This is a genomic window from Candidatus Palauibacter sp., assembly GCF_965216145.1.
GTDB lineage: Bacteria > Gemmatimonadota > Gemmatimonadetes > Palauibacterales > Palauibacteraceae > Palauibacter.
In genome coordinates, this window is the sequence record NZ_OZ244149.1 from 2,880,887 (window position 1) to 2,907,450 (window position 26,564).

Below are 26,564 nucleotides of genomic sequence, written 5' to 3' on the forward strand. Positions count from 1 at the left end.
TTGTACCTCCTCGATACCAACGTCGTCTCCGAACTGAGACGCCCGAAACCGCACCGGGGTGTGCTCGCGTGGCTCCGAGCGGTACCGGACGGGCAGTTGCACCTTTCCGCTGTCACGATCGGTGAAATCCAGGCCGGGATCGAGATCACCCGCGAGCAGGATCCAGTCAAGGCGGGGGAGCTGGAAGGCTGGCTCGGCCGAGTTCTCCAGACGTACGATGTTCTGCCGGTTGATGCCGCCGCCTTCAGGGAGTGGGCCAGGCTGATGCACCGGCAGTCGGGCACCCTGCTCCAGGACGCCATGATCGGCGCCGTCGCCACCATGCACCGGCTGAAGGTGGCGACCCGGAATGTCCGTGACTTCGAGCGGCTCGGGGTGGAGACCGTGAACCCGTTCGCGCGCCTGGGCGGATGATCTTGCGGCCGGCCGGCGCTAAACGAGCCGGATCCGGCCGCAGCACTTCTTGTACTTGCGACCGCTACCGCAGAGGCAGGGCTCGTTGCGGCCCGGTTGGTCGGCGCGGACGGCGGGGCGGGGCCGCTGGTCGAGTTCGCGTACGAGGTCCTCAAGCGCGAGACCCGACTGCGCGTACATCGCCGCGCAGTCGGGGAAGACCTCGCGAGCGCGCGCGAGAGTGTCCCTCAGCGAGCCGCCTTCGTCCGTCTCCGCCAGCGTCGCCTCAAGCGCCCGTCGGTTGCCCCACAGCCCCAGTCCCCAAACGGACAGGGACAGTTCCTCCATCACGTCTTCCCCGAAGCCTCTCCAGTCTTCTTCGAGCCACAGATGACCTCGCATGAAGCCGCGAGACCACTGGGACACGGGAGCGTCGGGCTCCAGGTTGGCCTCCAGGTCGTCAAGGAAATCGATCGAGGCCGGCAAGGCGCCGCCACGTTCGCGGACATCCGCGTTGATTGCGTTGTAGACCGAAAACAGCGCCCCCATGACGCGGTCGGTTTCCGCCTCCGTTTCGAACTCCGGCAACTCTCCACCCATGATGAGGGGAAGCCACTCCACGGGTTTGCGGAGACGCGGGGCAGCCGCCAGAGCGAAGAAGAAACCCTCGATCTCGCCGATCGTCATCCAGGCCCCCTGGCCGGGTCCCGAGAGATAGGCGGCCAGCGCCGCGCGATCCGCGGCCGGGCTGGGTCCCGTAGGCACCGTCACATTCGACTCCGAACGTTGGCTGAAACGGTCCGCCGCCAAGTCAGGTACCCGGCGGTCCACCCGCAGAGTATCGTGTGGGGCGACCCGAAGCTCGGCCTCCTGCGATCCGTGCGCGGCCTCCCGGCGTCCGTTGCGGATCATCTTGCCGAGTCCTTCACGCGGAGCCGCGCATATGAACTTTCAGCCGCTCGACGTCGCCGCGTTCGCGGGCTTTCTGCTGCTCGTCGTGGGCGTGTCGCTCTACGCCTCACGCGGGAGCAAGAGCGCGGCCGGGTACTTCCTCGCGGGACGCAACCTGCCGTGGTGGCTGATCGGTTTCTCGCTCATCGCGTCGAACATCTCCACCGAACATTTCGTGGGCATGGCGGGCCGCGGCTACGACATCGGCCTCGCGATCGCCAGCTACGAGTGGATGGCGGCCGTCACCCTCGTCCTCGTCGGCCTCTTCTTCCTGCCCCGGTTCCTGGCGGCGGGGATCTACACCATCCCCGAGTACCTCGAGTTCCGCTACGACGTGCGCACCCGCACCCTGATGGCGGGCTTCATCCTCGCGGCCTACGTGCTCGTGGCCCTCTCAACGGTGCTGTATTCGGGCGCGCTCGCCCTGGAGTCGATCTTCGGGCTCGACCTGGGGGTCGGCATCTGGCTCATCGGCGCGCTCGCGGGCGGGTACACGATCTACGGCGGGCTCAAGGCGGTCGTGTGGTCCGATCTCATCCAGGGGGTGGCGCTCCTCCTGGGCGGCGTGCTCGTCACGGTGCTGGGGTTCCGGGCCATTGGGGGCCTGGATCCCTTCCTCGCAGCGGCCGACGGCAAGCTTCACACGGTCCTCCCCTGGAACCATCCCGAAATGCCGTGGGTCGCCGTCTTCATCGGGGGACTGTGGATCCCCAACATCTTCTACTGGGGACTGAACCAGTTCATCACGCAGCGGACGCTGGCGGCGCGGAGTCTGGCGCACGGACAGCGGGGGCTCTTCCTGGCGGGCTTCATCAAGCTGTTCATCCCGTTCATCATCATCTTTCCCGGGATCATGGCGGCGGAACTGTTCGCCGATCAGGTGACGAACCCGGACCAGGCCTACCCGGTGATGATGCGGGAACTCCTCCCGGCGGGGCTGACGGGCGTGATGTTCGCGGCGCTGTTCGGGGCGGTGATGAGTTCGCTCGACTCCATGCTGAACTCGGCGGCGACGATCTTCAGCGTCGACCTCTACAAGCGCCACCTGCGGCCGCAGGCGTCATCGCGCCGGCTGATGGCCGTGGGGCGGGTGACGACCGGCGTGCTGGTGGTGGTCGCGTGTCTGTGGGCGCCGCTGGTGGCCCGGGCGCCGAGCGTGTTCGAGTACATCCAGATGTTCTGGGGGTTCATCTCGCCGGGGATCGTGGCGGCGTTCCTGTTCGGGATCTTCGCCCGGCGGACCCCGCCGGCAGCCGCCTTCGGGGGGATGGTGCTCGGGGTCCCGGTCTACGGCCTGCTCCTGTGGGCGCTGCCGGAGGTCGCGTTCCTGCACCACATGGCGATCACCTTCCTGGTGATCTGCGCGTTCATCGTGGCCGTGACGCGGGCCCGTCCGCTCGCGGTCCCGCGCCGGCTGCCGCGCGCCGCGGACGGGGTGGACCTGACGCCCGCGGCCGGCGCCGGACTCTGGGCCGGCGGCGTCATCGCGGGGGCGGCGGTGCTCTACGTCATCTTCTGGTGAATCGTCTTGTGGTGAGCACTGCACGTCGGCTCGGCGCCCCCCCCCGTCGCGGATCAGGAGCTTCGCGCGCAGGATCGATGATCCACTATTATCAACACGATTCATAACGGTTATGGACGCGATTCATTCTTCCGCGGAGAAGAAGCGGCTGCGGCGTGGATCCGGAAGCTGTTCGCGCCGGACGTCCTTCGGTTCATGCCCTACGCGATGATCAGGGAAGGTTCCGAGGAGGTACGACGGGATCCGTCCTCCCGCTAGCCGGTTCGGCGATCCGCCGGAAGCAGATCCGCGCCGCGAATGCGGCTTGTCCCCGCGCCGGCCGCGACATCTCGCCCCGCCAGCGGCATCCGGGTCATCCGGGGCCGTTGTGGGCGAGGAAGCGTTCGGCCTCCAACGCCGCCATGCACCCCGTGCCCGCGGCCGACACCGCCTGCCGGTAGTAGTCGTCCATGATGTCGCCCGCCGCGAACACCCCCGGCACGTTCGTCTCGGTCCGCCATGCCGTCGGCAGCCGCACGTAGCCGTTCTCCTTGAGGTCGATCTGGCCCTGAAGGAAGCCCGTGTTGGGGATGTGGCCGATCGCCACGAACATCCCTCCCACCTCGACCTCCGACGCTTCGCCGGTCACGGTGTCGCGCAGCCGGAGGCCGGTGATCACGTCATCGCCCAGCACCTCCTCGACCGTCCGGTTCCACAGAAAGCGCATCTTGTCACTGGCCAGCGCCCGCTCCTGCATGATCTGCGAGGCGCGCAGTTCGTCCCGGCGGTGAACGAGCAGCACCTCGCCGGCGAACTTGGTCATGTAGAGGGCTTCCTCCATCGCGCTGTCTCCGCCTCCCACCACGGCGACGACCTGCCCGCGGAAGTGGGGCAGCGCCCCGTCACACACCGCGCACGCGGACACCCCGCCGCCGCTCTGCGCGAGCCGTTCCTCGCCCGGCACGCCCAGCCAGCGCGCGTTGGCGCCCGTCGCCACGATCACCGTCTCCGCGAGGACCTCCTGTCCCTCGGAGGAGCGCAGCCGGAAGGGACGGCGTGAGAAGTCCACTTCGACGATGTCTTCGGTGACGACGCGGGTGTCGAAGCGCACGGCCTGCTTCTTGAAGTCCAGCATCATGTCGATGCCGCTGACGCCGTCGGGGAAGCCCGGGTAGTTCTCCACGTCGGTGGTGAACATGAGCTGCCCGCCGGGAATCATGGTGCGACTCCCCGCGCCCTCGTAGACGAGCGGGTTGAGGTTCGCGCGGGCCGCGTAGATGGCGGCCGTCCAGGCCGCGGGGCCCGAGCCGATGATGACCAGAGTCTCAGTATCGCTATTCATCGTTATTCATCGTTCTGTATTGGTTCTCGGTCTTCGTCCTGAAGAACCGGTCGTTGTTAGCGCTGATATCCGTGCCGGGGGGAAGATATCACCCCCGTCGACCCGTCAGTCGAAGATCTCGTCTTCCCGGAAGCGGGTCCACGATGTGAACACGGGGAAGGGGGACGGGAGGGCGCCGTCCGGATCGTTCACCCGGAACCGGATCCGCTCCTCGTCGAACACGTCCCGGATCGAGATCGAGATCCCCGAGACCGGAATACAGTCGTCGCAGGGTGTGGTGAGGGTCCGTCGCGAGGTGGGCGCGGCGAAGACGAGTCTGATTTCCGCGCCCGAGGCGGACTGCTCGATGCGGTATTCGGGAGAGGATATCTCCCACTCGTGGATCGCGTGGTTCCCTTCGGCATACTGCGCCCACAGACGCAATCCGTCGAAGAAGTCGAGGATGACGCCCTTGCGAGGGCTGCCGTCCACGTGGGGGTCGAACTGACGGAAGGAACGGTCTTGCAGCGCCGCCCGAATCTCCTCGGCCCTGGTCTCGTCGACGGATTCGAACGGACCCTCGGAGCCGCACGCCGCTCCGAAGAGAACGATGACCAATATGATAGCCCTGCTCACGGTGCTTCTCATGGTTCCCCGTGCCCTTACGGTGTGGACCGCTTCATATCTCTCCCATACCCCACCGGGGAACGGGCGGTTCGCGCCGATTGTGACGGGCTAGCGGGGCTCGGGGGGCTGGGGGACGCGGTATTCGTAGACGCCGAATTCGTCACCGAGTCCGAGGGCGTAGATCGTCGGGAAGGCGGCGGTGAACGCCTGGATCCAGATCCCATCGAACACATAGCGGTCGGTAATGCGGCCTTGATGATCGAGTCTCCATAGTTCCCACGGGTTGACGCCGAGATCCTCGGGCGTGGCGGTCACGAGGAATGACCCCTCGTCCGTGACGCCTGCCATGTTGACCCAGATCTTTCCCCCCCTTAAGCGTTGCCCTGCCGGGCCGACCAACCCTGAGGCGCGCCGCATCTTTTCGCCGAACGCCACCTGCCATTCGGCCAACACATGGTCGAGTTCCGCGAAGGTGAAGGCGCCGAGCAGCGACCCGTCCAGCCCATGGATCTGTCCCTCGGGGATATCGGCGTTCAGCACCACGAGCCTGCCGTCACCGATGTGCGTGATCGAACAGGAGCAGATACCGGTCAGGAAGGCACCGTCTCCGAACGAGCCGAGGGTGTGCCCGTCTGTGTGGAACAGCTCGAAGAGGGAGCCGTCCGTGCCCGGAAGCACGGCGAGCAGCGTGTCCCCGATGGCCGCCATGTCCCTGAGCCACCTGTCGATGCGGATCTCGACCCGCATCTGTCGCGAAGACTTGTCGAAGACGACGAGCTTGCCGGATCCCCCGTCCAGGGCGGTCACGTGGTCAGCGCCCACCCCGAAGTCACCGAGATTGCTGATCTCTCCGGGACCCTCGCCCGGGCTGCCGAAGTAACCCAGGAACTCACCGCTGGTCGTGAACTGCACGATCCGACGGTCGCCCCACTCCAAGCCAAACAGGTGCCCGCCGACGGAGTCGTATCGAAGTTGGTTCGGTCGGTTGAGCCAGGCGGTCGCCGGGGTCGTGTCCTGACGGACGATCGTGCGGACGCGTTCGAGCGTGATCGGTCGGTCGAGCGAGGCGGACGCGTCGGCCTCCGGGCCGGAGCAGGCCGCCAAGCCGGCCGCGAGGAACGGAAGCGTCCGTCTGAGGCTGTTCACAAGCATCATCCTTCCACCTCGATGCGGAAGCGGACGACGCGTTCGACGCCGAGGGCGTCGCGGGTCACGGCCCATACGTCGTCGCCAGCGAAGATCGGCTGCGGGTAATCCGCGAAACCCTCGGGGGGCACAACCGCGCCCAGGTAGGTGCCGTCCGGCTCGAACACGTCGTAGCGGAGCGGGGAGGGCCAGGTCACGGGATCGGAGCGCGGGTTGTCGGGATCATAATCCTCGTTCTCCTCGGGATACGCCTCCGTCCAAAGCTGTACCCAGATCCGTCCGTCGCGGCCAGCGATGAGGCCCCGGAAGGGAGGCTTCGTCTCGGGGATCGGTGGCCCGTTCCAGCTCCAGTCGGGCTGGGTCAGGCGCATGCTCCGCGTCGTATCCTCGCGGTAGTAGCTGCGCTCGGCTTCCGACACGGCGACCGGCTCGTAAACGCGCTCGATACGAAGGACGCCGTCTTCACGCTCCATGTCGACCCGGTAGTCGGTGGAGACGCCGGTCACGAAGCGTCCGTCCGGGTTCAGGGTCCAATAGTGCCGCGCCGTCAGGGGTATGGTTGGCGATATCCTGCGAAAGGGTCCGGAGTCCATGCCGAGTTCCAGTTCGACCGAGGGAGGCTCGAAGTCGCCGCCGGGAGGGAGAAGCGTATCCTGCGGTACCCCGTTGGAGTCCAGAGGAACGATGGCGTACCGGACGAAATCTCCGACGGAGGAGAACTGGGGAACGACCACGAACGTCCGGCCATGCCGGTCGGCGTACAACTGCTGCCGAGAGCCGACAATCAGGACGCCTGCGCTGTAGGGCCATGCCTCCGTCTCGCCACGGCCGGGGCGGTACAACTGGACCCGGTGGTCGAGTTGGTCGTTCACCGCCACGCGACCATCAGCCAGCAGCACGACCGACTCGGCGGAGCTCAACTCGCCCGGTCCCTCGCCGGGTCCTCCCAGCGTCTCGAGGTACTCTCCGGCCGAATCGAAGACGCGAACGTTCAGGGCCTGGCTATCCAGCACGTACATCCGCTCTTCATCGTCCACAGCGATCGACCCGATGCGTCCGAATAGAACTTCCTCCGGCCCCTCCACCTCGCCGATTGAGATCTGCGGAACCAGCCTGGCGTCGGCGCCCCACACGCTTCCCGACAGGGTCCGCACCACGGTGGTGTCGCCGCGGGTCTCGACCACGACGTAGGGACCGGCACCGGAAGCGCCCGCTCCGGCATCACAGGCCGCGAGAGAAGTCGCGATGATGAGGCTGGTGAGTGTCCTTGGCGGCACTGGCTCTCCTGGACTTCGCTCTCCACGACCGCACTCCGGTCGCAACAGCTCGCCCTGCGCTGCCGCCTCCAGGTCCGGTGCAAGTAGGCGGTCTATTATAAACATAGTAGAGTGACGCTGCGCCCGGCCAACCCGTGAGCGAGTCCTGGGGCTCGAATGTGGTCGCCCCTCGATCCGGTTCGGCATCGACCTGGACTTGTATCGCCTCAACGCGCAGGACTTCCTGTTCGGTAGTGCCGTGGGAGTCTCGAGTCTCCTGGCCCGGCTCGGACACGAGTTCAGACTGGCGGGGACGGCGGCGGGCCGTGGGTTGTCGTGGCGGCTCAGGCCGGCGTGGTCCGAGCTTCCCGAATCCCCGGATCCTACACGGCGATCCTTCATAGCGGGCGGCAACTTGCCTTCGACTGGGACGTCGCGGCGGGTGGCAACCTCCGACTGGGGTTCCCTGTCTCATCGCGCTGGTCCGTCTTGTTCGATTTCGCCGTGCGGGCGAACTCCCTTTCCACGTTCGAGCCGGGAGGAAGGCCCGGGCTCCGAACGCTCCTGGCGGTCCCGGTTCGTATCGGCGCCCGGCTGGCCCTCTGAACACTCTCGTGTGAGAGCCGACATCGTCTCCGCCGACGCGGGGCACCGGGCGTGTGGTACGGCACGGCCGACAACTACGAACTGGAGCATCTGGACTGGACGGGCCGCGTCACGCGCATCGCGCGCTGGGCCGGCCCCGACCTCGCGGTCACCGAAGAGCAGGTGGGCCGGTACCGCGATTACCTCATGGGCCTGGACCGCTATGCCGACCCCGAGGGTCGCCGGCGCTTCGAACGTGAGGTCTGGCCACGGAGACGGGAGTATCTGCCCGACCGCTTCCCCGCGTACGAAGCCCTCCTCTCACTGAGGGACGGCGGCCTGTGGGTCAGAACGCACCCGTGGCATGCGCCCGGCGAAGAACTGCACCTGCTGGACCGCAACGGAGCGTGGCTGCGACGCCTCAAGATGCCCTCCGGCTCCGTGCTCCTCGACGCCGGCCCGGACTGGGTGCTCATCAGCCAACGCAACGAGTTCGATGTCCCCACCGTGGCCGTGTACGAACTGGTCGAGGCTGCCGGATAGGGTCGGCTTTCGCCGCTGCCGGAGCACCCCCATTATGGGGGGGGCTCGCGCGGAGGATCCCACATCCAAACCGGTTGCGATGGCGGAAGCCCCATAGATGAGGATCTCGGACCACGTCCGTTCACGGCCACGGCCCTATGAGTAGCGAAGAACCCTTCATCCGGCGAAGAGGCGGCGTTGTCGTCCTGTTCGCGCTGGTCGCGGGCCTCTCCTGCGGGGACTCCTCCACGGCGCCGACCCGTCCGCCGCCGCCGCCGCCCGCGCCCCAGCCCGCCTCGGTGACGGTGACCCCCGCCGCGGCCCAACTGACCGCGCTGGGGGATACGGTGCGGCTGAGGGCCGAGGTGCTAGACCAACTCGGCCGGATCATGAACGGGATGGTGGTCTCGTGGAGCAGCGGCGACGCGGCCGTTGCGACGGTCGACGCGTCGGGTCTAGTGACTGCGGCGGCCAACGGGATGGCCACGATCACCGCGACGGCGGGGTCGGCGTCGGGGAGCGCGGCGGTGGCGGTGAGGCCGGGAGTGAGCGAGGTCGCGGTGTCGCCAGCGGCGGCCACGTTGCTCGAGGGGGACACGCTGCGGCTGGAGGCTGTGGCCAGGGACGCGAACGGGCACGCGGTGGCGGGGGCCGAATTCGTCTGGGCGTCGAGCGACACTGCCGTCGCTACGGTGGACGGGTCGGGGCTGGTCACCGGGGTCGTCAGCGGAGAAGCAGAGGTCAGGGCCACGTCTTCCGGGGTGACGGGGTCCGCCGCGGTGCAGGTGACGGTGAGGCAGCGAGTGAGCAAGGTTGCGGTGTCGCCAGCGGCGGCCACGTTGGTCGTGGGGGACACGCTGCGGCTGGAGGCTGTGGCCAGGGACGCGAACGGGCACGCGGTGGCGGGGGCCGAATTCGTCTGGGCGTCGAGCGACACTTCCGTCGCTACGGTGGACGGGTCGGGGCTGGTCACCGGGGTCGCCAGCGGTGACACAGAGATCAGTGCCACGTCTTCCGGGGTGACGGGGTCCGCCGCGGTGCAGGTGACGGTGAGGCAGCGAGTGAGCAAGGTTGCGGTGTCGCCAGCGGCGGCCACGTTGCTCGAGGGGGACACGCTGCGGCTGGAGGCTGTGGCCAGGGACGCGAACGGGTACCCGGTGGCGGGGGCCGAATTCGTCTGGGCGTCGAGCCACACTGCCGTCGCTACGGTGGACGGGTCGGGGCTGGTCACCGGGGTCGCCAGCGGTGACACAGAGATCAGTGCCACGTCTTCCGGGGTGACGGGGATCGCGGCGGTGCAGGTGATGTGGGGAGTGAGCGAGGTTGCGGTGTCGCCAGCGGCGGCCACGTTGCTCGAGGGGGACACGCTGCGGCTGGAGGCTGTGGCCAGGGACGCGAACGGGTACCCGGTGGCGGGGGCCGAATTCGTCTGGGCGTCGAGCGACACTTCCGTCGCTACGGTGGACGGGTCGGGGCTGGTCACCGGGGTCGTCAGCGGAGGAGCAGAGGTCAGGGCCACGTCTTCCGGGGTGACGGGGTACGCGGCGGTGACCGTGAGGCGGCGAGTAAGCGAGGTTATCGTGTCGCCGCCTGCGGTCACCGTCAGTCCCGGGGACTCGCTGCGCCTGACCGCGGTGGCGTTGGACGAAAACGGACATGTAGTGGCCGGGGCGGAACTCGCTTGGACGTCGAGCAATCAGTCAGTGGCGGTAGCGTTCCATGACGACTCGGGCTTCGTCTTCGCGCTCGCCGAAGGCACCGCGACGATCACGGCGACCGCCGATGGCGCAACAGGGATGGCGGAGATTACGGTAATCAACACGGACCGCGCGACGCTCGTGGCCTTATACGAGGCCACAGGCGGATCCGACTGGACTTTCAGCGAAAACTGGTTGACCGACGCTCCAATCAATGAGTGGTCCGGCGTGCTGATTAGCGACTACGGCGGGCGCGTCATAGCGCTTCAGCTTGCAAACAACAACCTGACAGGCTCCCTCCCACCCGAGCTTGGCAGTCTCTCCCAGCTGTTTTTCCTGGGGCTACCGAGCAACGAAATAACCGGCCCGATCCCTCCCGAACTCGGCAACCTCTCCAATTTGTGGCACTTCACGTTGCCTTTCAACAACCTGACGGGCCCGATCCCGCCTGAATTCGGAGGTCTCGCCAGCCTGAAGACCCTGGAGCTGGCCGGCAACGACCTGACGGGCCCGATCCCGCCCACGCTTGGCCGCCTCACCAACGTTACATACCTGGACGTGGCCTACAACGATTTGACGGGCCCGGTGCCGCCGGAGTTGGCGGGGATGACGAGTCTCGAGTCCATGCTCCTGACGAACAACGCCAGGCTGCGGGGAGCCCTTCCGGCCAGCCTGACATCTCTCCGCCAACTCAAACAGTTGAAGGCGGATGGTACCGAACTTTGTGCGCCCTTCGACGCCAGCTTCCGGGAGTGGCTGAACGGCCTCGACGAATCGCTCGTGGCCACCTGCGCCAACCCGGGTTGGTCCGATGCGTTCCTGACCCAGGCAGTGCAGTCGCGGGTTTTCCCGGTGCCGCTCGTCGCGGGCGAGGAAACCCTGCTGCGCGTGTTCGTGAGGGCGACGCACGCTACCTCCGAGGGCATTCCCCCCGTCCGGGCCAGATTCTACCTGAGCGGAGCCGAGAGGCTTGTCGTGGACATCGCGAACCAGTCAACCGCCATCCCCACAGAGGTTGACGAGGGCGACCTCGCGAAGTCGGCCAACGCCGAGATTTCCGGGGACATCGTGCAGCCGGGCCTGGAGATGGTGGTCGAAATCGACCCGGACAATACGCTCGACCACGGGCTGCTCGCGGTGAAGCGGATCCCCGAGACGGGCCGCATGGCGGTCGATGTTCAGGCCATGCCGCCCCTTGATCTCACCCTGATTCCGTTTCTGTGGGCCTCGGCACCGGACTCGTCCATCCTGGACACGACCACGGGCATGGCCGAAGACTCCGAGAACCATGAGTTGGTCTGGGGCATACGCACGTTGCTGCCGGTCCGGGATCTGGAGGTGGATGCCCACGAGCCCGTGGTGAGCACGAGCAACGAGGCACTCGCGTTGTTGGAGCAGGTCGAGGCGATTCGAGTCATGGAAGGGGGGACCGGTCACTACATGGGCACCATGGCAGGATCTGTCACAGGCGCCAGCGGACTGGCGTTTGCTCCCGGCCGGTCGAGCTTCGCGGTGCCGAACTTTTGGACCATGGCTCACGAACTCGGGCACAACATGAGGCTCTACCACGCGCCGTGCGGACTGGGCGACCCTGACCCCTCCTTTCCCTACCCGGACGGTTCGATCGGCAGATGGGGATACGATTTCCGCGATGGCGGCGCGCTGGTGGAGCCCTCCACGGCGGACCTGATGAGCTACTGCAGTCCCCGGTGGATCAGCGACTTCCACTTCATCAATGCGCTACGCTTCCGGCTGAGGGACGAAGGGGGTGCCAACACGACAAACGTCGCCGCTCGGGCGAAGTCGCTCCTCCTTTGGGGCGGCGTCGACGCTGACGACATTCCCTTCCTGGAGCCGGCCTTCATCGTCGATGCCCCGCCGGCGCTTCCCCGGTCCGGCGGCGAATACGAGATCGTGGGACGCTCGGCCGGAGGCGGTGAGCTGTTCTCGCTGCGCTTCGGCCTGCCGGATGTGGCCGACGGCGGCGGAGGTTCTGCCTTCGCCTTCGCCCTTCCGATCCAGGCTGGGTGGGCGGGTAGTCTGGCGAGTATCACGATGTCCGGCCCCGGAGGTTCCGTGACGCTGGATGGAGAGACCCACCGTCCGATGGTCATCCTGCGTCATCCGCCGACGGGGCAGGTGCGCGGATTTCTACGTGACTTGCCGCTCGCACAGGGGGACATGGCAGCCCTCTCTCCCGAGCCGGGCCTGGAGGTGCTGTTCAGTCGGGGCATCCCGGACGCTACGGCCTGGAAGCGCTGAGCCGGCGGTAGCGCGGGTGCTGGGTGGAGCAAGGTAGTCCGCGCAGGACTTCCTGTTCGGTGATGCCGCGGGAGTCTCGAGTCTCCTGGCCCGGCTCGGACACGAGTTCAGACTGGCGGGGGACGGCGGCGGGCCGTGGGTTGTCGTGGCGGCTCAGGCCGGCGTGGTGCGGGCTTCCCGAATCCCCGGATCCTACACGGCGATCCTGCACAACGGGCGGCAACTTGCCTTCGACTGGGACGTCGCGGCGGGTGGCAACCTCCGCCTGGGGTTCCCCGTCTCATCGCGCTGGTCCGTGTTGTTCGACTTCGCCGTGCGGGCAAACTCCCTTTCCACGTTCGAACCGGGAGGGAGGCCCGGGCTCCGAACGCTCGTGACGGTCCCGGTTCGTATCGGCGCTCGGCTGGCCCTCTGAACACTCTCGTACGAGAGCCCGACATCGTCTCCGTCGCGCCCGCGATCAAGCCTCCACGGTGGACGACACCTTCTCCTCCCGCGCGGCTTCGGCCTGCCGTTGCCGAACCGCTTCGGCGCGGGCCAGTGCGTCGTTTCGCGCCTGTCTTAGCGCGATCATCACATTCTTGATCGAAGGCTCTCCGTCCGGGAACCTGTCTGGGGCGTGCGTCGCATCCTTCGTCATGGGGTCTCTCCGCCTGTCTCCGGGTTCAGTAGGACGCGGAACGAATCGAATCGAAGTCCCCGCGCGCCTGCGTCCGTCGCGGCCGGCCTCTCCCGGATGCGCCGTACGGGGGAAGGCAACGGCAGGATGCCAGCACTGCCTGGCGCGGCGACGAGGGTGGCGAACCGGCCCGAAGTGTCGTAGACCTGCCATTCGTCTGCAACGGGGCGGTACAGTTCGACGAAGTTGCTCCAGCTTCGCTCGAACCGGCGGCGGGCGACCGGCTCGGGGATGTCGTGGCCACGGGCCGCGCGGGTTGACTACAAACGCCAATCGGCTCCGGGCAGGATCCGCCGCATGAAACCGTCGAAACGCGGAACGGTAAACGCGGTGTCGCCGTGGCCGGGGCTCCAGATCATTCCCTTTGAGATCAGTTTGGCGCGCATGGGAGCAAGCGAGGTGACCGTCCGGCCGAGTTCCGCGGCGATCTGCCCCGAGCGATGTGGTCCCGGGCCGAGTTCGGCCATTGCCCGGAGGTATTTTCGCTCCGCTTGAGTCAATCGATCGAAGCGAACCATGAAGAACCCCTCGTCAAGTGTCGCGAGGGTCGATGCCGATGCCGACCGCACATCGCTTGCGGTGATCGGTGATCCCTCGGCCGCATCCCAGACGTGCTTCCCCCACTCCTGGAGAAAGTAGGGGTATCCCTCGGCCTCCCGGAGGACCATTTCGACCGCTTCCCGCTGGAAGTCCACTCCCAGATCCCGAGCCGGCTTGACAATCGCTGTCGACGCGGCTTCCCATGACAGCGGACCCACCTCCGGAAAGTCGAACAAACGCTCGGCGTAGGACTTTGCCCGGCCCATCCGCCCGCGCAACTGCGGGAGACCCGCCCCCACGAGAGTGACGGGAAGACCGCGTTGCGCGGTGCGGTGAAGCGCGACAATCAGGGCCGCCAGCTCGTCTTCGGTGACGTATTGAAGTTCGTCAACGAACATGGCCAAACCGGTGTCGGCGCTTGCACACGCTTCGCCGACGGCTTGCAGAAGGGCCTGCAGGTCAAGCTCGAGATCGCCGTTGTCCGCGAGGCCCGGTTCGGGATCGAAGTCAAGGCCGACCTCGATATCGCGATACTTCACCTTGAGGGCGCCGGCAAATCCCGCCAGGCCCCGGAGTGCCCGCCTTGCCAGTTCACGAGCGCGCGACTTTCTCGCCAGCTCGATCATGGCCAGGCGCAGACCCGGCGCCAGCAACGCCGGTAGCGAGCGCGATTCGGGGGCTTCGACACGCGTAACCAGCATGCCTTTCGACTCGGCGTAGTCGCTCGACTTCAGGAGGATCACGGTCTTGCCGACGCCGCGCAGGCCGACCGCGAGGACACTCTTGGCGGGGCGGCCCAGACGTGCCCTCTCGAGAGTGATCCGGACCCGTTTCAGGAGGTCGTCGCGGCCCGCCAACTCGGGTGGGGGCATGCCCGCTCCGGGGGCATAGGGGTTGAGAATCGGATCCATCGGGCGCCCGGTTTATGTGGAGATTAGCGAGTTTATCGTAGGAAGGTAATATCGCTAAACTGGCTATGAATCAAGCCACGTCACGGTGCCGGTTCGATCAGCCCCTTCGTCGTCGGCCCGGCCCAGCCGAAGTTCTTCGCGCTGATCGACCCGACATCCGCACAGTAGACTGCCGGTGTCATCGGTAAAGGTGTGCCTCTCGAATATCCGCGACCCCGATCAACCCTCCAAGGCGGAGGACACTTTCTCCGCTCGCGCGGCCTCGGCCTGGCGTTGCCGAACCGCCTCGGCGCGGGCCAGTGCGACCTCCCGCGCCTGGCGCAGGGCGATCATGACGTTCTCGACCGATGGTTCTCCCTCCGGGAACCGGTCCGGGGCGCGCGTTGCTTCCCTCGTCATGGCGCTTCTCCTCGTGGAATAATCTCGGCGGCCCAACCGTTCCCGCGCGCCGGCGTCCGTCGCGGCCGGCCCCTCCCGGATGCGCCATCCGGGAGGAGGTAACGGCAGGATGCCAGCACTGCCTGACGCGGCGACGAGGGTCTCGAACGCGAAGTCCCCGCGGTTGGCTGCGTACGACTCCATCCGGCGGAGCGCGACTCTACCGGCCTCGCGAGCGGCCGCATCGGGCGCGTCCGGATTCAGCTGCGCCGCGATCGCATCGCCGTTTACGAAGGGTACTTCCGGCCCCATGAGAGGCAAGTATTCCGTTGCAAACGTCGTCTTGCCGGCCCCGTTCGGACCGGCGATGATCAGCACCTTCATGGGCTCCTCCCGCTCCTCGCCGTGTCCTATAACGTATCGTCCCGCCCGACTTCGGCCGCATATGCAAGCGACGGGTCGAAGGGTAGTTCGGCGGCCCGTATCGGTTGCGCGGGCGCGGCGCTTGCGGTTTCGTTCGAGTCATGAGCGGACCAGGACGGGACCAGGGGCCGGAAGTAACGAACGGGGTTGCCTCCGCGGCGACGCACGGCTCCCCCACCAGCGCCCGGCGCGGGCGGCCGGTGCTGCGTTCCATCCTCGGCATCGGGCTCCAGCGCTGGCTCCGGCTCGGGCTCGGCGTTGCCGTCTTCATGCTGGCGAACACCCTCTACCTGCTGGCGAACCGGGTCGCGGACGGGCTCGGGCTCGACTTTTTCGCGGTGGGGGAGAACTCGCTCCCCAAGCTGTTCCAGACGATGGTGCTTACGCATACCGGGGTCGGGCTCGTCCTGGCCGCGATCATGTTCGGGTTCCTGGCCGCTCACCTCCCGACCGTGTGGAAGCGGAAGCACCGTGCCTCGATCCTGACCGGGATAGGGATGGGGCTCATGGGCGGCGTCCTCGTCCTGACCGGTCTCTTCATCCTCACCGCGGCGGCGAGCCGCGAGAACAGCTGGGCGTGGTGGGCGCATGTGGGGAGCGCCGTCCTCATCGTCTCCGCCTACGCCGGGCACCGGCTCGTGAGCTACGCGCGTCCGCCCCGGATCCGGGCCCGTCGTTTCGTCCTCGCCACGGGCGGCGTTCTTCTCGTCCTCGTCGCGTGGCACAGCCTCACGCACCGCGGGCTGCAACTCACGCCGGAGGCCGAGGCCGCGCTCGCCCAGGGGCTCAACGAGGGTCCCGGAGGGCGCGACCGGGATGTGTCGCGCTTCGTGGAGGCAGACTTCGTCCCGACGGGCCTCGTCCCGCCCCGGAGCCCGTTCTTCCCGGCGGCGACCACGACAAGCACCGGGACCTATCTGCCCTCCCGCATCATCACCCGTATGGAAGCGGGAGAACTCGCGGCGCAGGCGGCCCGGGAGCGCGCGGCGCGCGTCCGGTCCGAGGTGGAGCGGCGGGGGTTCGCAATGGACGAACTCATCGGGGCCACGCAATGCGTGCGCTGCCACCCCGACGTGACGGCCCAGTGGGCGACCTCCGCGCACCGCTTCGCCTCCTTCAACAATCCCTTTTATACGGCGACGATCGAGGACATGCGGGAGGGGTCGCTGGAGGCCGGGCCGGAGGTGATCGCGCACCTGCAGGAGTTCGGACTGGAGCCCGACGCGGCGGGGCGGGTCAAGAGCAAGTGGTGCAGCGGGTGTCACGACCCGGCGCTCATGCTGGCCGGCGCCATGGACGCGCCGATCGACCCCGCCACCGTCGAGGCTCAGGCCGGGCTCACGTGTCTGGCCTGCCACGCGATCGACCGCATCCACGACAACACGGGGAACGGCAACTACAACATCGCGGACGAGCAGGAGGACCCGTACCTGTTCGCCGAAGCCGAGGCGGGCACGCTGGGCGCCTACCTGCACGACGCGGCGCTCAAGGCCAAGCCCTCCGTCCACATGGGGCAGCTCCTCAAACCGCTCCATTCGACGTCGGAGTTCTGCGCCACCTGCCACAAGGTGAGCCTCACCGATCCGGTCAATAACTATCGCTGGCTGCGCGGACAGAACGAGTACGACGCGTGGCACGACAGCGGCGTGGCGCGGAACGCCTCGCGCACCTTCTACCTCCCCGCGGCCGCCCGCGTGTGCCAGGACTGCCACATGCCGCCGGAGGAGGCGCCGCTGGGCGATGTGTCGGCCGAGAACGGGCGCGTGCGCTCACACCGCTTCCTCGCCGTCAACACGGCGCTCCCCTTCCTGCGCGGCGACACCGCGACCCTGCGCCGCATCGAGGAATTCCTGCGGGACGAGAAGCTGCGCGTCGACATCTTCGCCCTCCGGCGGGGTCCCGACGACGAGCCCGTGATGGGGCTCGACCTTTCGCCTCCGAGCGTATCTCCGGGGGAAACCGTCACCTTCGAGGTCGTCGTCCGGAACCAGGGCGTGGGACACACTTTCCCCGGGGGGACGAACGACTCCAACGAGGGCTGGCTCGAATTCGAACTGGTGGATGACGAGGGTCGGCGGATCGCGATCAGCGGCGAGATCGGGACCGACGGGCACCTCGACCCCATGGCGCACATGTTCAAGGCCGTGATCCTCGACGGGGATGGGCGGCCGATCCAGAAGCGGAACGCGCAGGACATCCACGTCACCGCGGCGGTGAACGTGATCGGTCCCGGGAGCGCGGACGTGGCGCACTACCGGATCACGCTGCCCCCGGACCTGCCGGCGGGTTCGCTGACGGCGCGGGCCCGGGTGCTGTGGCGGAAGTTCGACCGGGCGTACACCGAGTTCGCGTTCGGGGCCAACCCGGCGGGGTTCGCGGAGTTCGACGAGGTCCCGGATCTGCCGGTGACCGAGATCGCCAGCGACGAGGTCGTGATCGGGGTCGGCGGCCGCGTAGATCCGGTGTCGTCGGAAGAGCAGGACGAGGAGATCTGGGTCCGCTACAACGACTACGGGATCGCGCTCCTCCGGGAGGGGAACGACCGTCTCGCCGAGCGTCCATTCGAGCGGGTGGCCGAGTTCTTCCCGGACCGGGTGGACGGGCCGCTCAACCTGGCGCGCATGGCCCTCGCCGCCGGCAACCTCAGGGATGCGTTCAACAACCTCGGACGGGCGGAAACCGTCACCTCGGGGGATCCGAGGGTGGCGTGGGTGTGGGGCGGCGCGCACCAGGAGGACGGCGTGTATGATGCCTCCGAGGCCGCGTATCTTGCGGTGCTCGACGCCTTCCCCGAGGATCGCGAGGCTTGGTTCCAGTTGGGCCGGACGCGATATCTGGACCAGCGATACGAGGCGGCGGTCGAAGCGTTCGACCGCACGCTGGCCATCGATCCCGAGCACCGGCAGGCGCACTACAGCCGCATGCTGAGCCTGCGGGCGATGGGGCGCGACGAGGAGGCCGAGTTGGGCCAGGCGGCGTTCGAGCGCTACGGCATCGACGAGGCGGCACAGGCGATCACGAGGGCGTACAGGTCGGAGAACCCGGGCGTGAACCTCATGGCACAGGACATCCACACGCACGAACTGCGGCCGGTCGCCGGTGCGGAGGCTTCGGTGCGGACGGAGGCTTCGGCAGAGGCGGCGCGACCGGGCGGCGGCGGAGGGCCATGAGCGCTCGCGGAACAACTCTCCTCGCCGTTGGGCTCCTCGCTCCGGCGACGACCGCCTGCGGCGGGGGCGGGGCGGAGGACGCGGAGGCACCGTCATACACGCAGACGCGCCCGGGCTTCACCGAGCGCGCCGGGAGCGACGCGTCCACCTCCATCCGATTCACCGACGTCACCGCCGCGGCGGGCATCGATTTCGTGCATGCGACGGGCGCCTTCGGCGAGAAGTGGATGCCGGAGACGATGGGGAGCGGCGTCATCGTGCTCGACTACGACGGAGACCGATGGCCCGACCTCTTCTTCGTGAACAGCACCGGGTGGGAGGGACGCGCCGAGGACCGGGGCGCCGCCTCCATGCTCCTGCACAACCTGGGGGACGGGACGTTCCGCGACGTCACCGCCGAGGCCGGGCTCGAGCGACCCATCTACGGGATGGGGGGAGCGGCGGCCGACTACGACGCGGACGGCGACACGGACCTCTACGTGACGGCGGTCGGTGATAATCGGTTGTACCGGAACGATGGCGGGCGGTTCACCGATGTGACGCGGGAGACGGGAACTGAAGGGAACGCCCCCGGCGCGGCGGAGCCGGCGTGGTCGACCGCCGCGGCGTGGTTCGACGCGGACGGCGACGGCTGGCTCGACCTCCTCGTGTGCAATTACGTGGACTGGACGCCGGAAACCGACCTCTTCTTCAGTCGCGACGGCGTGAACAAGTCCTACGCGACCCCCGAGGAATACAACGGCGAGTCCTGCCGTCTCCTGAGGAACGAACCCGGGCTGGAGGGCGCCGCTGCGGGCGGGGCGGGACGGAGGTTCGGGGACGCGACGGCGGAATCGGGTCTCGATAATCCCGAGGGGAAGTCGCTCGGCATCGTCATCGACGATTTCACGGGAGACGGCCGGCCGGACGTCGCGATCGCGAACGACACGTACCAGAACTTCCTGTACGAGAATCAGGGAGATGGGACGTTCGTCGATGTCGCGCTCCACGCGGGGGTCGCCTTCGACGAGTTCGGGCGGGCGCGCGCCGGGATGGGCGTGGACGCGGGCGATATCCTCAACCGGGGCCAGCTCTCGATCGGGATCGGCAACTTCTCGAACGAGCCGGTGTCGCTCTTCACGCAGATCCAGGCGGGGCTGTTTCAGGACCTGGCGGGGGCGGCGCGGCTCACGCGCTCCACGCTCCTGCCGCTGACCTTCGGGCTGCGCTTCGCGGATCTGGACCTGGACCGCTACGTGGATCTCGTGCTGGGGAACGGCCACATCGAGCCGGAGATCGAGGCGATCCAGGGAGATGTGACCTTCGCGCAGCCGCCGCAGTTGTTCCGGAACGACAGGCGCGGGGGCTTCGCCGACGTCGGGGGTCTGGTTGGCGGAGGGTTCGACGCGCCGATCGTGGCGCGGGGAGTGGCGACGCTCGACTACGACCGGGACGGCGATTTCGACCTGGTGATCTCGACGAACGGAGGCCCGGCGAAACTCTTCCGCAACGACCTCGAGGCCGGCCCCGGGTGGGTACGGTTGCGACTCGACGGCGCGGCGCCCAATCTCGGCGCGATCGGGGCGACGGTGCGGGTGTTCGTGGGAGAAGCCACGCAGCGGTTCGTGGTCTCGACCGCCTCGTCCTATCTCTCGCAGTCCGAGGCGAATCCCGTGCTCGCGGGCCTGGGAGGAGCGCCTCGGGCCGACAGTGTCGTCGTGACGTGGCCCGCCGGAGGCCGCACCGTGGCGGGTCCGGTCGAGGCCGGAGCAGAACTCGTGGTATCTCATCCGGAAAATGGAGAACGGGAGCCTTGAGCGAACCCGAGGGGCGCCGCTGGGGCGGCGAGATGTCGCGGTGGAACGGTGGGCGGGTCGCGGCGGGCCTTTGCGGCCTCGCGCTGATCGTCGCGTGCGGAGAGGCGCGGCCGCCGGTTCCGGAGGCTTCGCTGGCGGAGATCCTGGCCGCGCGGGGGACGGCGGATGCGGCGCTTCAGCAGGACCGGTTGGAGGACGCGCGGGCCGAATACCAGCGGCTCGTCGAGATGGCGCCGGCCGAGGCGGCGGGATACGCGGGGCTCGGGCTGACGGCGCTCAAGGCGGCGGACTACGACACGGCGGAGGAGAACCTCCGCGAGGCGCGGGAGCGCGCGCCGGGCGATGCGGAGTTGGCGCTCGCGCTGGCCACGCTGGGGATCGAGACGGGCGACTTCGGGGAGGCGCGGGCGCTGCTGGACGAGACGCTGGCGGCGGACCCGGGCCACGCGCGCAGCCTGTGGGGTCTGTCGGAGCTGGAGGCCCGGGCGGCGGGCCCGGACTCCGATGCCCGAGCGGACGTTCTCGCGCGCCTGGCAGCGGCCGCGCCGGGCAACCTGGTCGCTCTCGCCGAACTGACCGATGCGCAACTCGCGCGCGGCGACCTGGACGCCGCCTTGGGCACGATGGAGAGTCTGCGCCAGATCGCCCCGGACTTCCGGGATCGGCCGCGCGCGGCGTTCGAGGCCGCCGAAGATGCCCTCCTGGCCGGCGACGGATCGACGGCGATCGGCCAATTCGCGGACTTCCGCGCGGCATTCGAGGTCACCTCGCCCTACCAGGCGAGCCTCGAAGAGCTGAGGTCGCCGGGCGGCCCCCTCGCCGGCGTCGCGTCGCTCGATTTCAGCTTCCTCGTCTCGCTCCGCGTCCAGGAGCCGGAGGCCGTTCTCACCGTCCTCCGCTACACCGAGGCTTCCGAACTGGCCGGGCTGGAAGCGCTTGCCGGCGCGTCGGAGGCGGGTGCGGCGGCCGCCGCCGCGACCGCGATCGGTGATTTCGACGGGGACGGCGATGAAGACTTGCTGTGGAGTCGGGGAGGGGAAGGGCGCGTGCTTCGCGTCGATCTCGGCCGCTACGTGGACGCCTCCGACGAGGTCGGGGCTATCGACGCCGGCGACGCCGAGGCCGCGATCTGGGTCGACTTCGACGACGACCGCCGCCTCGACGCCTGGTTCGCCGGGAGCGTGCCGCGCGCGTACCACAACGACCCGGCCGGAGGCTTCCGGGAGATCGACCTCTCGTCGGCCGCCACGGCAGGGTCGGCCCGCGCGGCCAACGCGGTGTTCGTCGCCGATCTCGATCAGGACGGGGACCTCGACGCGTTCGAGTCGCACACGGGCGCGAACCGCCTCTTCCGCAACAACGGCGACCTCACCTTCGCCGAGATGGCGGCGGACTTCGGACTGGCGGGCCCCTCGGACGGTGACACCCGCGACGCGGCCTTCGGCGACCTGGACAACGACCGCGACGTCGACATCGTCCTCGCGGAAGGCCCGGGCGGCCTCCGCCTGCTGGACAACGAGCGCGCGGCCACCTTCGTCGAGCGGACCGAACGCCTCTCCGCTGCGGGGGCCGGCGCCGACAGCCGCGCGGCGACCGAGGAAGCGCAGGCCGTGGCGATCGGCGACGTGAACGGGGACGGATGGCTGGACATCGCCGCCGCCGGAGCGGACCGCGTCCGCCTGTTGCACGGCTCGGCCTCCGACGCCTTCACGCTCGCCGCGACGATGCCGCTCGACGGTCTCGTCCCGCGCGACATGCTCCTGGTCGACTTCGACAACGATGGCCGGCTGGACCTCGCCGTCGCTGGCACGCCGCCGGCCTCGGGGGCCGGCGCCGAGTCCGGTTCCGGTCTGCGGCTGTTCCGCAACGAGGGGGAGGGGCGACTGGGCCCGGCCGCCGAGTTTCTCCCCGATCTCCCCTTCGCACTCCGCACGGTCCGCGCGTTCGACTACAACGAGGACGGCGACACCGACCTCCTCGCCCTCGACGACGACGGTAGCCCAAGGCTCCTGCGCAACGACGGCGGCAACGCGAACCACTACTTCAGGCTCGACCTCGCGGGACTCGGCGAAGGGAGCCGCAAGAACAACCGCTTCGGGATCGGCGCGCGCGTCGAGGTGCGGGCCGGGGACCTTTTCCAGGTCCACACGGTCACCGACCCGACGACCCTCATCGGCCTCGACGGACGCCTCAAGGCCGACGTGGTGCGTGTCTACTGGCCGAACGGCGTGCCTCAGGACCTCTACTTCCCGGGCACGGATCAGGATCTCGTCGAACAGCAGACGCTCAAGGGTTCGTGTCCCATGCTCTACGTGTGGGACGGCGACGGGTTCGAGTTCGTGGGCGACATGATGTGGAAGAGCGCCCTCGGCATGCCCCTCGGCATTCTCGGCGGCGGCCAGCGCGCCTACGCACCCGCCTTCCCCTCGCAGGAATACCGGCGCCTCCCCGACGGCGTGCTGCAGCCGCGGGACGGCGAGTACGTGATGCAGATCACCGAGGAACTGTGGGAGACGATCTACGTGGACGGCGTGAACCTCGTCGCCGTCGACCACCCCTCCGGGATCGGCGTGTACGTGAATGAGGGGTTCATTCCACCCGCGGCCATCGATCTCGAACTGTGGCGGGTCGGGGAGCGGCACGCCCCGGTCTCGGCCACGGATGAGGACGGGAGAGATCACCGCGAGGCGCTCGCCGAGCGCGACTTCAACTATGTCTCGTCGTTCCGGCCTGGCCGCTTCCAGGGGATCGCCGAGCCGCACGAACTCATCCTCGACCTCGGGCCGGAGGCGGCCTCCGGGGACGTGACGCTCTTCCTCACGGGGTGGATCTTCCCCACGGACGCGAGCATCAACGTGGCGCTGGGGCAGTCCGACGCGCTCCAGCCGCACTTCCCGGAGCTGGACGTGATGGGCCCCGGCGGCGAGTGGCAGCCCGCGATCCCCGGCCTCAGCTTCCCCTCGGGCAAGGACAAGACGGTCATCGCCGACCTGCGCGGTCTCTTCCCGACCGACGACCGCCGGGTCCGGATCCGTACGAACCTCATGGTCTACTGGGACGAGGCCTTCTTCACGACCGGCCCCGCCCACCCCGCCGCGGACGAGGTGCGCGTGACGTCAGTCATGCCCGCAGCGTCGGACATTCACTATCGGGGTTTCGCGCGCGAATTCAGAAAGGGCGGCCGCTACGGTCCCCACTGGTTCGACTACGATTCCGTCACCGTCGAGCCCCGCTGGCACGATCTCTTCGGTCTGTACACGCGCTTCGGAGACGTGACCGACCTCGTGGGCGAGGGGGACGACCGCTACGTGATCCAGAACGCCGGCGACGAGATCACCCTCCGCTTCGACGCCGAGGCCTTCCCGGAATTGCCGGTCGGCTGGAAGCGGACCTTCCTCATCTACTCCGACGGCTGGGTGAAGGACGGGGATCTGAACACCGCTACGGGAGACCGCGTCGTGCCGCTCCCGTATCGTGCGCTGCCGGGTTATCCGCCTCCCCCGGACGAAGGTCGCGGCGGTTCCCCCGACCCGGAACTCGCGGACTACCTCACCCGCGTAGTCCCCCCCCCGGAGGAGCGATGAGCGTCGCAGGAGTTCGTGTGGCACGACCACGCGGACACGGACGAGGCGTTCTTCGTCCTCGAGGGGACGCTACGGATCGACCTCCCCGACCGCGCCGTCGAGATCGGCTCCGGCGACCTCTACGTCATCCTGTGAATCGTTTCCGTAAACCACCGTATGTCACTCATTTCCGTTACGGAGAGGAGCCGGCAGGCCCCGGCGTGCCTCACCCCGCGAGCCAACCCGACTGCTTGTTCGAGCGGTGCGATCGGAAGCTGCGTCTGGACGATCTCCGCGTCGCCGCGCCGGTCATCGTGATCCACGGCCCGGCGTCCGGGGAGCCCGGCGCTGTGATCCAGGAGGCGACGCGACCGTGACCGAGACCTGGAAGGAGGCGGTGCTGCGGATCGTTAGTGCCCAGGACGGTGAGATCACGGTGCAGGAAATCTATCGGGAAATGGAGGGTCACCCGTGGTCACACCTCGTCTAATGGAGATACGGTACGGTCGCCCCTACTACCATCATTATGTTCGCTCCGCGTTGGATAAGCTCAACAAACGAGGAGACATTCGGCGCGTTGGGCACGGACGTTACGTTCGAGGCACGAAGCCGTGACCGGGATTCAACCTGCCGAGGTTCGCAACAGCACACCTGAGAAGACCCGGTACGGCTTTCGTGGAGACAAGCTCTACCAGCGAAGGGCGCGAAGGGCGCTGCCAATTCTGGTGAGGCAAGCGAACGCCAGACGCCGTATCGAGTACGGAGCTTTAGCCGCCGAACTTGGGATGGAGAACCCTCGGAACCTGAACTACCCCTTGGGCGCCATCTGAAGTGACCCCCAAAAGTTGGACACCCGACCTCCGGGTTTATTGTGCTGCTCAGCCCTCGCGGTAGAAGTCCTCGATGATGGTCAGGGGTGGCCGGTCTCCGAGGGAGGAGTGACGGCGCACCCGATTGTAGTAGTTGATCCGATCCCGCACGACGGCCGCGAGCTCCTCGAGCGAGCCGGCGTCGAGGATCAGCGACCGGTTCTCCACCTTGAACCGGCCGAAGAAGCTCTCCATCTCCGGGTTGTCCCTCGGTCCCCGGAGGGCGTAGGAGAGCCGCGCACCCGCCGCCAGGAGCTGGCCGGTCCATGCGTAGCCGGTGAACACGGGGTCCCGGTCCTGGTGGACGATGATCCCGTCCAGCGAGTTCCGGAGGCGGGCCAGGGTCCGCTCCGCGGCCGTCCAGGCCGAGAGCGCCAGATCGGAGTTGGCCGACGCTCCAACGGCGAAGCCCGGCACGTACTTCGCCTGGTGATCGAGGATGGGGATCAGCCACGCCTTCCGGGTCCCGCCGGCGTAGAGGAGTTCGGTGAAGTCCGTGTAGAAGACCTCCAGCGCTCCGATCTCCGCCTTCGACCGCCCCGACAGCAGGTTGGCGCGCGGCCCCGCGGCGTCGATGGCCCGCCGGACCGCGCTCGGCTTCGGGCGCCTAACCGTGCGCCTCAGGGGCAGGTCCCACAGCCGGTGCAGCCGCTCCACCACCTTTCGGTTCACCCGGTGGCCGTACGTCTCCCGGAGTTCCGCGGTACTCCGCCGGTACCCGTACTCCGGGTGCGCCTCGGCGATCGCCTTCAGCGGCGCCTCCAGGTGCGCGTACTTCTCCGCGTAGGCGACCCGCGTCCGCGTGTGATAGTACCACGTCGAGCGCGAGAGTCCGGCCGCCCGCAGCGACGGCCCCAGACCGTGCGCCTCGCGCGCTCCGGAGACCAGCGCCACCTTCGCCGCCACGCTCAGCCCCTCCCGCCCAAGAAATTTTTTAGCAGCGCGATCTCCACCTCCTTCTTGCCCAGGAGTTGCTCCAGGTCCCGGATCCGGCGCTCGTACTCGTTCACCGCCGTGTCCCCGGCGAAGACCTCCGGCGCCCGCTCCACGAAGCGCCGCTTCCAGAGCTGTACCGAGTTCGGGTGCACTCCGTACGCCTTGGCCACCTGGCCGGGCGTCTTCCCGCCCGACAGAACCTCCAGCACCACCTGCGCCTTCAGCTTGGGTGTGTACCGCCGCCGCGCCATGTCGACCTCCTTCCGGTCTGCCAGGTTCTACCCTGCGCAGCACCGCGCCCGGAGGTCAAACGTCACAATGGTGGGGTGTCCAAGATCTGGGGGTCATATCCATCGGCAATGAATTGCTGAGGTTGGGGGAGACGTGGCAGAAGAAGATCCCGCCGATTGAGGTACTCGTCATCAACCGATCGTCTCGGTTGCCGGGGGAGCTCGTCGGCCCAGGCGAGGCGGAATACGAGGATGCGAGCATGGCTGGCAAGCGTGCGATCGTAGCCCCGCTGTGGGAGGAGGTCTATTCGTTCGGACGCTGGGAGGACGTCCTGAGTCACTTCGGCCTCGATCCGGCCGCGGCTCCGACGCTAGCGACCGGACGTGGACTGAGCCTCCGCTCGGAGGGGGAATCTCGAGAGCACAAGGCCCTCAAGAGTTTCGTCGCCGATCATCCGGTGACAATAGGAGCACCGGACTCGACCGCTCCGGGGGAAACGGAGTTTCTATTCCGCTCCGGCGACCGGGCAGATGTCTTGTTTCGTGCGAGCCGAGAATGGACCGTCGCCGAGGTGAAGTCGGAGATTTCAACCCCGAGCGACGTCGAACGAGGGCTGTTTCAGTGTGTGAAATACAAGGCCCTCTTGGAGGCGACGTTACACGCCGAACAACGGTGCGTGAGTGCGCGTACCGTCTTGGTCCTCGCGAATCCGCTCCCGAACGAACTGATTCCGTTGCGGAACACACTCGGCGTCAAAGTGGTTATTGTGGATCGCGGGGCCGCATGATCCGCAACCTGCTGGTCGTT

At 67.9% G+C, this 26,564-nt stretch carries 19 protein-coding genes and 1 pseudogene; 10 read left to right on the forward strand and 10 right to left on the reverse strand.

Translation table 11 applies throughout. The features are described from left to right. Complete coding sequence (locus tag ACOOHF_RS12275) at positions 1-414, forward strand: type II toxin-antitoxin system VapC family toxin (protein ID WP_420461906.1); 414 nt, start codon at positions 1-3, stop codon at positions 412-414. Positions 415-432: 18 nt separating this feature from the next. On the opposite strand, the gene ACOOHF_RS12280 is transcribed toward ACOOHF_RS12275, so the two are convergent. Further along, positions 433-1,305, reverse strand: coding sequence for a UPF0149 family protein (locus ACOOHF_RS12280; protein ID WP_420461907.1), 873 nt, complete (start codon positions 1,303-1,305; stop codon positions 433-435). A 31-nt stretch (positions 1,306-1,336) separates the two neighbouring features. Here ACOOHF_RS12280 and ACOOHF_RS12285 point away from each other — a divergent pair, with 31 nt between their 5' ends. Next, on the forward strand, positions 1,337-2,866 hold the full coding sequence (locus tag ACOOHF_RS12285) for a solute:sodium symporter family transporter (RefSeq protein ID WP_420461908.1): 1,530 nt from the start codon (positions 1,337-1,339) through the stop codon (positions 2,864-2,866). Positions 2,867-3,218: 352 nt separating this feature from the next. On the opposite strand, the gene trxB is transcribed toward ACOOHF_RS12285, so the two are convergent. From trxB to ACOOHF_RS12305, 4 genes are all read right to left on the reverse strand, one after another. Further along, entirely contained in the window at positions 3,219-4,187 is a 969-nt protein-coding gene (trxB, locus tag ACOOHF_RS12290) for a thioredoxin-disulfide reductase (RefSeq protein WP_420461909.1), read from the reverse strand. Between the two features lie 105 nt (positions 4,188-4,292). Then, positions 4,293-4,802 (reverse strand): hypothetical protein, encoded by a 510-nt coding sequence (locus ACOOHF_RS12295; RefSeq protein WP_420461910.1) that lies wholly within the window; start codon positions 4,800-4,802, stop codon positions 4,293-4,295. Between the two features lie 99 nt (positions 4,803-4,901). Next, on the reverse strand, positions 4,902-5,939 hold the full coding sequence (locus tag ACOOHF_RS12300; RefSeq protein WP_420461911.1) for a hypothetical protein: 1,038 nt from the start codon (positions 5,937-5,939) through the stop codon (positions 4,902-4,904). Positions 5,940-5,944: 5 nt separating this feature from the next. Beyond that, on the reverse strand, positions 5,945-7,216 hold the full coding sequence (locus tag ACOOHF_RS12305) for a 6-bladed beta-propeller (protein WP_420461912.1): 1,272 nt from the start codon (positions 7,214-7,216) through the stop codon (positions 5,945-5,947). A gap of 636 nt (positions 7,217-7,852) precedes the next feature. Here ACOOHF_RS12305 and ACOOHF_RS12310 point away from each other — a divergent pair. From ACOOHF_RS12310 to ACOOHF_RS12320, 3 genes are all read left to right on the forward strand, one after another. Next, a complete protein-coding gene (locus ACOOHF_RS12310; RefSeq protein ID WP_420461913.1) occupies positions 7,853-8,323 on the forward strand; it encodes a hypothetical protein in 471 nt (156 codons plus the stop codon). A gap of 137 nt (positions 8,324-8,460) precedes the next feature. Then, positions 8,461-12,261: an Ig-like domain-containing protein gene (locus ACOOHF_RS12315; protein ID WP_420461914.1), complete on the forward strand. Its 3,801-nt coding sequence runs from the start codon at positions 8,461-8,463 to the stop codon at positions 12,259-12,261. A 145-nt stretch (positions 12,262-12,406) separates the two neighbouring features. Further along, positions 12,407-12,676 (forward strand): hypothetical protein, encoded by a 270-nt coding sequence (locus ACOOHF_RS12320; protein WP_420461915.1) that lies wholly within the window; start codon positions 12,407-12,409, stop codon positions 12,674-12,676. Positions 12,677-12,721: 45 nt separating this feature from the next. On the opposite strand, the gene ACOOHF_RS12325 is transcribed toward ACOOHF_RS12320, so the two are convergent. The 3 genes from ACOOHF_RS12325 to ACOOHF_RS12335 form a co-directional block, all read right to left on the reverse strand. Continuing rightward, complete coding sequence (locus ACOOHF_RS12325; RefSeq protein WP_420461916.1) at positions 12,722-12,901, reverse strand: hypothetical protein; 180 nt, start codon at positions 12,899-12,901, stop codon at positions 12,722-12,724. Positions 12,902-13,200: 299 nt separating this feature from the next. After that, the gene (locus ACOOHF_RS12330; RefSeq protein WP_420461917.1) at positions 13,201-14,391 is read right to left on the reverse strand and encodes an ATP-binding protein; all 1,191 of its coding nucleotides are present in this window, start codon (positions 14,389-14,391) and stop codon (positions 13,201-13,203) included. 219 nt (positions 14,392-14,610) lie between these two features. Next, positions 14,611-15,153, reverse strand: coding sequence for a hypothetical protein (locus ACOOHF_RS12335; protein WP_420461918.1), 543 nt, complete (start codon positions 15,151-15,153; stop codon positions 14,611-14,613). A 140-nt stretch (positions 15,154-15,293) separates the two neighbouring features. Between ACOOHF_RS12335 and ACOOHF_RS12340 the strand changes: the two genes are divergently transcribed. From ACOOHF_RS12340 to ACOOHF_RS12355, 4 genes and pseudogenes are all read left to right on the forward strand, one after another. Further along, entirely contained in the window at positions 15,294-18,362 is a 3,069-nt protein-coding gene (locus ACOOHF_RS12340) for a tetratricopeptide repeat protein (protein WP_420461919.1), read from the forward strand. Beyond that, positions 18,359-20,158 carry a CRTAC1 family protein gene (locus tag ACOOHF_RS12345; RefSeq protein ID WP_420461920.1) on the forward strand — a complete coding sequence of 600 codons (1,800 nt, stop codon included), beginning with the start codon at positions 18,359-18,361 and terminating at the stop codon, positions 20,156-20,158. Before ACOOHF_RS12340 ends, ACOOHF_RS12345 begins: the two co-directional genes overlap by 4 nt. Continuing rightward, positions 20,155-23,742: an FG-GAP-like repeat-containing protein gene (locus ACOOHF_RS12350; protein WP_420461921.1), complete on the forward strand. Its 3,588-nt coding sequence runs from the start codon at positions 20,155-20,157 to the stop codon at positions 23,740-23,742. The genes ACOOHF_RS12345 and ACOOHF_RS12350 overlap by 4 nt, the downstream gene beginning before the upstream one ends. Positions 23,743-23,751: 9 nt before the next feature. Next, positions 23,752-23,871: pseudogene (locus ACOOHF_RS12355) on the forward strand (cupin domain-containing protein); the annotation flags it as partial. A gap of 728 nt (positions 23,872-24,599) precedes the next feature. On the opposite strand, the gene ACOOHF_RS12360 reads toward ACOOHF_RS12355, so the two are convergent. Beyond that, on the reverse strand, positions 24,600-25,496 hold the full coding sequence (locus tag ACOOHF_RS12360; RefSeq protein WP_420461922.1) for an integrase core domain-containing protein: 897 nt from the start codon (positions 25,494-25,496) through the stop codon (positions 24,600-24,602). A 2-nt stretch (positions 25,497-25,498) separates the two neighbouring features. Next, complete coding sequence (locus tag ACOOHF_RS12365) at positions 25,499-25,777, reverse strand: transposase (RefSeq protein ID WP_420461923.1); 279 nt, start codon at positions 25,775-25,777, stop codon at positions 25,499-25,501. 113 nt (positions 25,778-25,890) lie between these two features. On the opposite strand from ACOOHF_RS12365, the gene ACOOHF_RS12370 reads away from it, so the two are divergent. Next, the gene (locus ACOOHF_RS12370) at positions 25,891-26,544 is read left to right on the forward strand and encodes a hypothetical protein (RefSeq protein ID WP_420461924.1); all 654 of its coding nucleotides are present in this window, start codon (positions 25,891-25,893) and stop codon (positions 26,542-26,544) included. Positions 26,545-26,564: the final 20 nt, after the last annotated feature.